The organism is Listeria valentina, assembly GCF_011800755.1.
GTDB lineage: Bacteria > Bacillota > Bacilli > Lactobacillales > Listeriaceae > Listeria > Listeria valentina.
Map to the genome: position 1 here is coordinate 83,591 of NZ_JAATJW010000006.1, position 6,552 is coordinate 90,142.

General features: G+C 39.3%; 8 protein-coding genes. All 8 read left to right on the forward strand.

Features of this window, described 5'->3' with window-relative positions; translation table 11 throughout:
• The first annotated feature begins 1 nt into the window (after window position 1).
• The gene (rsmG, locus tag HCK02_RS03055) at window positions 2-718 is read left to right on the forward strand and encodes a 16S rRNA (guanine(527)-N(7))-methyltransferase RsmG (RefSeq protein ID WP_115753533.1); all 717 of its coding nucleotides are present in this window, start codon (window positions 2-4) and stop codon (window positions 716-718) included.
• A gap of 82 nt (window positions 719-800) precedes the next feature.
• Window positions 801-1,664, forward strand: coding sequence for a nucleoid occlusion protein (gene noc / locus HCK02_RS03060; RefSeq protein ID WP_167628663.1), 864 nt, complete (start codon window positions 801-803; stop codon window positions 1,662-1,664).
• 14 nt (window positions 1,665-1,678) lie between these two features.
• Complete coding sequence (locus tag HCK02_RS03065; protein ID WP_167628664.1) at window positions 1,679-1,984, forward strand: hypothetical protein; 306 nt, start codon at window positions 1,679-1,681, stop codon at window positions 1,982-1,984.
• 118 nt (window positions 1,985-2,102) lie between these two features.
• Window positions 2,103-2,825: a helix-turn-helix domain-containing protein gene (locus HCK02_RS03070; RefSeq protein ID WP_167628665.1), complete on the forward strand. Its 723-nt coding sequence runs from the start codon at window positions 2,103-2,105 to the stop codon at window positions 2,823-2,825.
• Between the two features lie 184 nt (window positions 2,826-3,009).
• Window positions 3,010-3,771 carry a ParA family protein gene (locus HCK02_RS03075; protein ID WP_167628666.1) on the forward strand — a complete coding sequence of 254 codons (762 nt, stop codon included), beginning with the start codon at window positions 3,010-3,012 and terminating at the stop codon, window positions 3,769-3,771.
• A complete protein-coding gene (locus HCK02_RS03080) occupies window positions 3,764-4,612 on the forward strand; it encodes a ParB/RepB/Spo0J family partition protein (RefSeq protein ID WP_167628667.1) in 849 nt (282 codons plus the stop codon). Before HCK02_RS03075 ends, HCK02_RS03080 begins: the two co-directional genes overlap by 8 nt.
• A gap of 18 nt (window positions 4,613-4,630) precedes the next feature.
• A complete protein-coding gene (locus HCK02_RS03085; RefSeq protein WP_167628672.1) occupies window positions 4,631-4,831 on the forward strand; it encodes a DUF951 domain-containing protein in 201 nt (66 codons plus the stop codon).
• A gap of 170 nt (window positions 4,832-5,001) precedes the next feature.
• The gene (locus HCK02_RS03090; protein ID WP_167628668.1) at window positions 5,002-6,471 is read left to right on the forward strand and encodes a catalase; all 1,470 of its coding nucleotides are present in this window, start codon (window positions 5,002-5,004) and stop codon (window positions 6,469-6,471) included.
• The last annotated feature ends 81 nt before the right edge of the window (window positions 6,472-6,552 follow it).

Below are 6,552 nucleotides of genomic sequence, written 5' to 3' on the forward strand. Positions count from 1 at the left end.
CGTGAATCCAGAACAATTTCAGGCGAAACTTGCTGAAGCGGGAATCTTGCTAACGGAAACGCAAATGCAGCAATTTGAACGGTATTATGAATTGCTTGTCGAATGGAACGAAAAAATGAATTTAACGGCAATTACGGATAAAGAGGAAGTCTATTTGAAGCACTTCTACGATTCGATTTCTGCAGCTTTTTACGTGTCGTTTAATGATTTTAATACGGTTTGTGATGTAGGAGCGGGCGCTGGCTTTCCGAGTTTGCCGCTAAAAATTTGTTTTCCGCATCTAGAAGTCAGCATTGTGGATTCTCTAAACAAGCGGATCACGTTTTTAAATCATTTAGCAGATGAGTTAGGACTTACAAATGTTCATTTTTATCATGATCGAGCAGAGAGCTTTGGTCAAAATAAAGCGCACCGCGAACAATTTTCTTTAGTAACCGCTCGTGCTGTTGCTAGAATGAGCGTGCTGGCTGAGCTTTGTTTGCCGCTCGTTAAAAAAGATGGTGTATTTTTAGCAATGAAAGCGCAACAAGCCGAGCAGGAGCTTGAAACAGCCAAAAAAGCCATTGCAGTTTTAGGTGGGAAGGTGACGGAGCATTTTGCTTTTCAACTTCCTGCTGAAAACAGCGAACGAAATATTTATGTGATTAAAAAAGCGAAAGAAACACCGAAAAAATATCCGCGCAAAGCAGGACTTCCAAATAAACAACCGATTGAGTAATGTTTTTCCTGGCTATTTCTGCTAAAATGAAAAGAAGAGTACAAACTTTATTGTGAGATAAACTGAGAAGGGACGATACTCCATGGCTTTTTCACTTTTTGGGAAAAAAGATAAAAACAAAGCGGACGAGTTGGTCGAGCAAGATTTAACGCAACGAGTTGAGGAAATTCCGTTAAATCAAATTATGCCCAATCAATTTCAGCCGAGAACGGTATTTGATCAAGAAAAAATTGAAGAACTTGCTGAAACGATCAAAATTCATGGCTTGATTCAGCCGATTGTTCTCCGTGAAATCGAGGAAAACAGCGAAGAAAGTCGTTATGAAATCATTGCTGGGGAAAGACGTTATCGTGCGGCTGTTCATTTGGAAATGGAAACTATTCCGGCGATCGTTCAAGAATTTACGGATGATGAGTCGGCGGCGCTTGCGTTGATTGAAAATTTGCAGAGAGAACAGCTTACGCCGATTGAAGAGGCTGTGGCTTATCAAAGTTTGCTTGAGATGAACGGTGTGACGCAAGAAGCAGTAGCGAAACAAGTTGGGAAAAGTCAATCTGCTGTTGCCAATAAGCTGCGTTTACTCAAGCTGCCCAAGGGAATCCAAGAATCTGTTCTTGCAAAAGAAATTTCTGAGCGCCATGCAAGGTCTTTGCTAGCTCTTGAAAATGAAGAAGAACAGCTGAAAGTTTTAGATAAAATTCGGGACAATCATTTGAACGTTAAGCAAACGGATGAGCTAATTCGTGAGCTTTTGATGAAAAAAGATGAAAAACCAAAGAAGAAAGCAAAGTTGCGGCTTGTGAGTAAAGATGCGCGAATTGCTTTAAATACGATTAAAGAGTCTGTTTCGATGGTGCAAAAAGGCGGAATGGATTTGAACATTAATGAACAGGAATCGGATGAATTTTTCGAAATCACCATTCAAATTCCTAAAAATAAAAAGTAAGAGGGGAATCGAACGTGAAAATACTACAAATTATTTGGCATATTGTGGGGATCGCTTGTTCTGCGATGATTTTGCCTTCTTTTGTCACATCAATTACAGAAGCAATTTTAAGACTACAACCTCAGCGCATGGTCATTTTTTTCATCTATCCGCTAATGTCTGCGAGTCCTGCAGCGAAAATCAGTAACGCGCAAGCAATTATCACTGCAGGAATTGGTTATCTGATGTATATCATTGCTTTCATCTATGTTTTTTGGCTAATCCGAAAGATCATGGGATGGCACAAAAAAGCCAAACAACTCGATCAACAATCAAACTAATCAAGCAATCTTCCTCGGAAGGTTGTTTTTTATTGCATTTAGGGTTATCGGGTGCAAAAATCAGCTAAAGGAAGTAAAATTAAAGTGGAAGGAAAAAGATGAGGAGGTAAGGGAGTTCATGGCTAAAATTATTTTTGTTAGAGACGAGGAAAATCAATTTCAAGCTTACGATTTTATACACGATTTGATTGAAGAGCAGCCATTAATGGCAACGCTTTTATTACAGGGACTATTTGATCTGGAAAATGCTGAAACAAGACGGTTAAGTACAGGAAAACAAATTGCACCAGATCTACACCTTTCGATCGGGAAGAGTCAGGCATATTCACTTCAATCTACGCGTATTGAATCAACGATCGATCAACCGCTCCATGAACTTAAACTACACTTTAAGGACCGTAATTGTCGCTTGATTTATTTTACGGCTTTTTCAGAGTCTGAAACATATTATTGCTTTATTAAAGGCTATTTTAAAGATAAAAATCCATTTACCGACAAAATGGGCGCATATCGCGAAGAAGCAAAACGTATTTTCTTAAGTCGAACTAATGCTGATTTAAGTATTGGCGAGGAAGCCTATAGCTTCGAATCCTTGAAAGAACGTGCCTATGAAAATGAAGGGATTGTTCATTATCTGGAAAGTGTTTCAGCAATGCTTGCACGAGTCATTTTTGCGAAACGAATTGAGAAAAAATGGTCGCAACTTGATTTGGCGTTGAAATCTGACTTGTCGCCAACGATTATTGAACGCATTGAAGCAGGGGATCCAGATTTAACTTTACGCATGTATCAAAAGACCTGCGCAGTTTTAGAGGTTAAACTTTCATTTGACTACAAGTAAGTAAAAAGGCCCACACACGTGGGCTTTTTTTGTTAGATAGAAAACCCAATTGTTTCACGTGAAACAATTTTTTGAGCTGAAAAATAAAATTTTAGCTAATTTAAGAGACGGAATGGAAAAGTTTTGGTAGAATAGAAATTATAGAACTGAGAGATCAGGAACTTAATAAGGGCTGGTGAAGAAAGTGACCAAAATTATTGCACTTGCGAATCAAAAAGGCGGCGTTGGTAAGACGACATCTTCTGTCAATCTTAGCTCTAGCTTAGCTTTTTTGGGAAAAAAGGTCTTGCTAGTAGACATTGATCCTCAAGGAAATGCCTCTAGTGGTGTTGGTATCAATAAGGGAGAAATCGAAAACTGTATTTATAATGTATTAGTAGATGATGTTCCACTTAGAGACGTGCGCGAACGTACTGAGCTAGACAATCTAGATGTTATTCCTGCTACTATCCAGCTTGCTGGAGCTGAAGTTGAGCTTGTTCCAGCGATCTCGAGGGAACTTCGTTTAAAACGAGCAATTGATACGATAAAAGATGAGTATGATTATATTATCATTGATTGTCCGCCATCCCTTGGATTGCTGACGTTAAATGCGTTGACTGCTTCAGATTCTGTTTTGATTCCTGTTCAATGTGAGTATTATGCGTTAGAAGGATTAAGTCAGCTTTTAAATACAATTCGAATCGTACAAAAACAATTGAATTCTGAATTGCAAATTGAAGGCGTGCTTTTAACTATGCTTGATGCTCGTACAAACCTTGGAATTCAAGTTATTGAGGAAGTTAAAAAATACTTCCAAAACAAAGTATTTGATACGATCATTCCTAGAAATGTACGATTGAGTGAAGCACCAAGCCATGGCAAACCGATTCTTTTATATGATCCAAAATCAAAAGGGGCCGAAGTTTATTTAGAATTAGCTAAGGAAGTGATTGCAAATGGCTAAAGGACTTGGAAAAGGAATCAACGCACTATTTAACACAGTAGATACAGACGAAGAAACTGTTGTAAGCATTGCGCTTGATAAAGTGGATGCGAACCCATTTCAACCAAGGAAAAACTTTGATAAGAAAGCCATTCAAGAACTAACAGATTCCATCAAAATTCACGGTGTATTGCAGCCTGTTATTTTAAGAGAGAAAAAGGATCGCTATGAAATTGTGGTAGGGGAAAGAAGATGCCGTGCGTCTGTTCAAGCCGGCCTCAAAGAAATCCCTGCAGTGGTAAGAAAGTTAAATGACCAAGAAATGATGGAGCTTTCTGTAATTGAAAACTTGCAACGGGAAGATCTATCTGCACTTGAAGAAGCCGAATCCTATGATTTCTTAATGAAAAATTTGAAATTGACCCAAGCTAAACTTGCAGAACGTGTCGGAAAAAGTCGTCCTTATGTGGCAAACTTTATTCGTTTACTTTCTCTGCCAGATGAAGTTCAAGATATGATTCGTAGTGGAGAGCTATCAGCAGGACACGCTCGAGCACTTCTTGCTTTGAAACAGAAAAAAAATATTATTCCACTCGCGAAAAAAACAGTCAAAGAGGAACTCACTGTGCGGCAATTGGAAAAGCTTGTGACTGATGTTAATGAGAATGTTTCACGTGAAACAAAGAAGCCAAAGAAAGTGCCAGTCTTTATTCGTGAAAGTGAAAATCAATTGCGAGATAAGTTTGGAACGGCGGTTTCAATTAAACGCACGAACAAAAAAGGCAAGATTGAAATTGAGTTTTTATCAGATGATGACTTGGATCGGATTTTAGAAATTTTAGATGTACAATTTGATGATTAAATAAAATTTGTGAAGAGGATAGAAATGGAAAGCAAAAAATTTGAGTTAAATGATATTGTAGAAATGAAAAAACCGCATCCTTGTGGAAGCAATCGTTTTCGGATCATTCGAATGGGAATGGATATTCGAATCAAATGTGAAGGTTGTGGACACAGTGTGTTGCTGCCAAGGCGAGAATTCGAACGAAAAGTAAAAAGTATTCTTCCAAATGAAAAATAAACGAAAAGACCTATCACGTCGATTGTGATAGGTCTTTTTGCGTGTATAATTTTTGTGAAAAATTATAAGCTAATTAGTTGCAGCAAGGTCAGAAACTCTTTATCATAATAACTATCATTTAATAATTATTTTAATTAAATGAATAATTTTACAAGATGGAGGGATTCAATTTGACCGAAAAGAAAAATTTGACGACGAATCAAGGCGTGCCAATCGGAGATAATCAAAATTCGATGACGGCAGGTTTCAAGGGACCAACGCTTCTTGAAGACTATCAGTTGATTGAAAAGTTAGCTCATTTTGACCGTGAACGAGTTCCGGAACGAGTGGTCCATGCACGTGGAGCAGGGGCACACGGAAAGTTTGTAGTCAAAAATAGCATGAAAAAATATACGATGGCACACTTTTTACAAGAAGAAGGACAAGAAACAGAAGTTTTTGCGCGTTTTTCTACGGTTATCCATGGACAGCATTCTCCTGAGACGTTGCGTGATCCACGTGGGTTTTCGATCAAATTTTATACCGAAGAAGGAAATTATGATTTTGTTGGAAATAATTTGCCTGTATTTTTCATTCGTGATGCGATTAAATTTCCAGACGTGATTCATTCGCTCAAGCCAGATCCGGCGACGAATATCCAAGATCCAAATCGTTACTGGGACTTCATGAGCCTAACACCGGAAGCAGTCACGATGCTTACTTATCTCTTTAGCGATGAAGGGACGCCTGCTTCTTACCGCGAGATGCGTGGTTCGAGCGTACATGCTTTTAAATGGATTAATGAGGCAGGAAAAACGGTCTATGTGAAACTACGCTGGCAACCAAAAGCTGGGATTGTCAATTTGACGACTGAACAAGCGTCTCAGATTCAAGCAAAAGAATTCAACCATGCCACACGGGACTTGCACGAAGCCATCGAAGCGGGGAACTATCCAGAATGGGATTTATATGTCCAAGTGCTTGATCCAAAAGACCTTGATACATTCGATTTCAATCCACTTGATGCAACCAAAGATTGGTTTGAAGATGTTTTCCCATACGAACTTGTGGGCACAATGACGTTAAATCGCAATCCTGAGAACGTCTTTGCCGAAACAGAATCGGTAGGCTTCAACCCCGGGGTTCTTGTAAGAGGTATGCTCCCATCTGAAGACCGTTTGCTTCAAGGGCGCCTGTTTTCTTATTCAGACACGCAGCGCCACCGCGTGGGACCGAACTATCTGCAACTGCCGATTAATAAGCCAAAAGCGCCGGTTGCGAACAATCAGCGTGACGGCTATATGCCAATTGGGCAGCAAACGAGCTCGATCAATTATGAGCCGAATAGCTACGATTCCGAGCCGAAAGAAAATCCTGCATTTGTTGAGCAAGAACAAGAAATTCGTGGGGACGTTTCAGGTCGATTAGCAGCAGAAAAACCAAATAATTTTGTGCATGCGCGCGAAGTTTGGAATCGCTACTCGGAAGGGGAACGTGACGCGCTTGTGAAGAATATTGTAGATGACTGGGCGACAGTTCGTGAAGATATTAAGATTCGCAACTTGCGGAATTTCTATCAAGCCGTGCCAGAATGGGCTGAACGAGTGGCTGCTGGAACGGGTATTGAACTCGCAAAACATATTGTTGACCTGCAGAAATAATTAGCAAGACTTTTATTTGGTTTAAATGTAAGATAGTTTACTAAATTAATAGTTAATAAAAAGTCTGGGATGTAAATAATC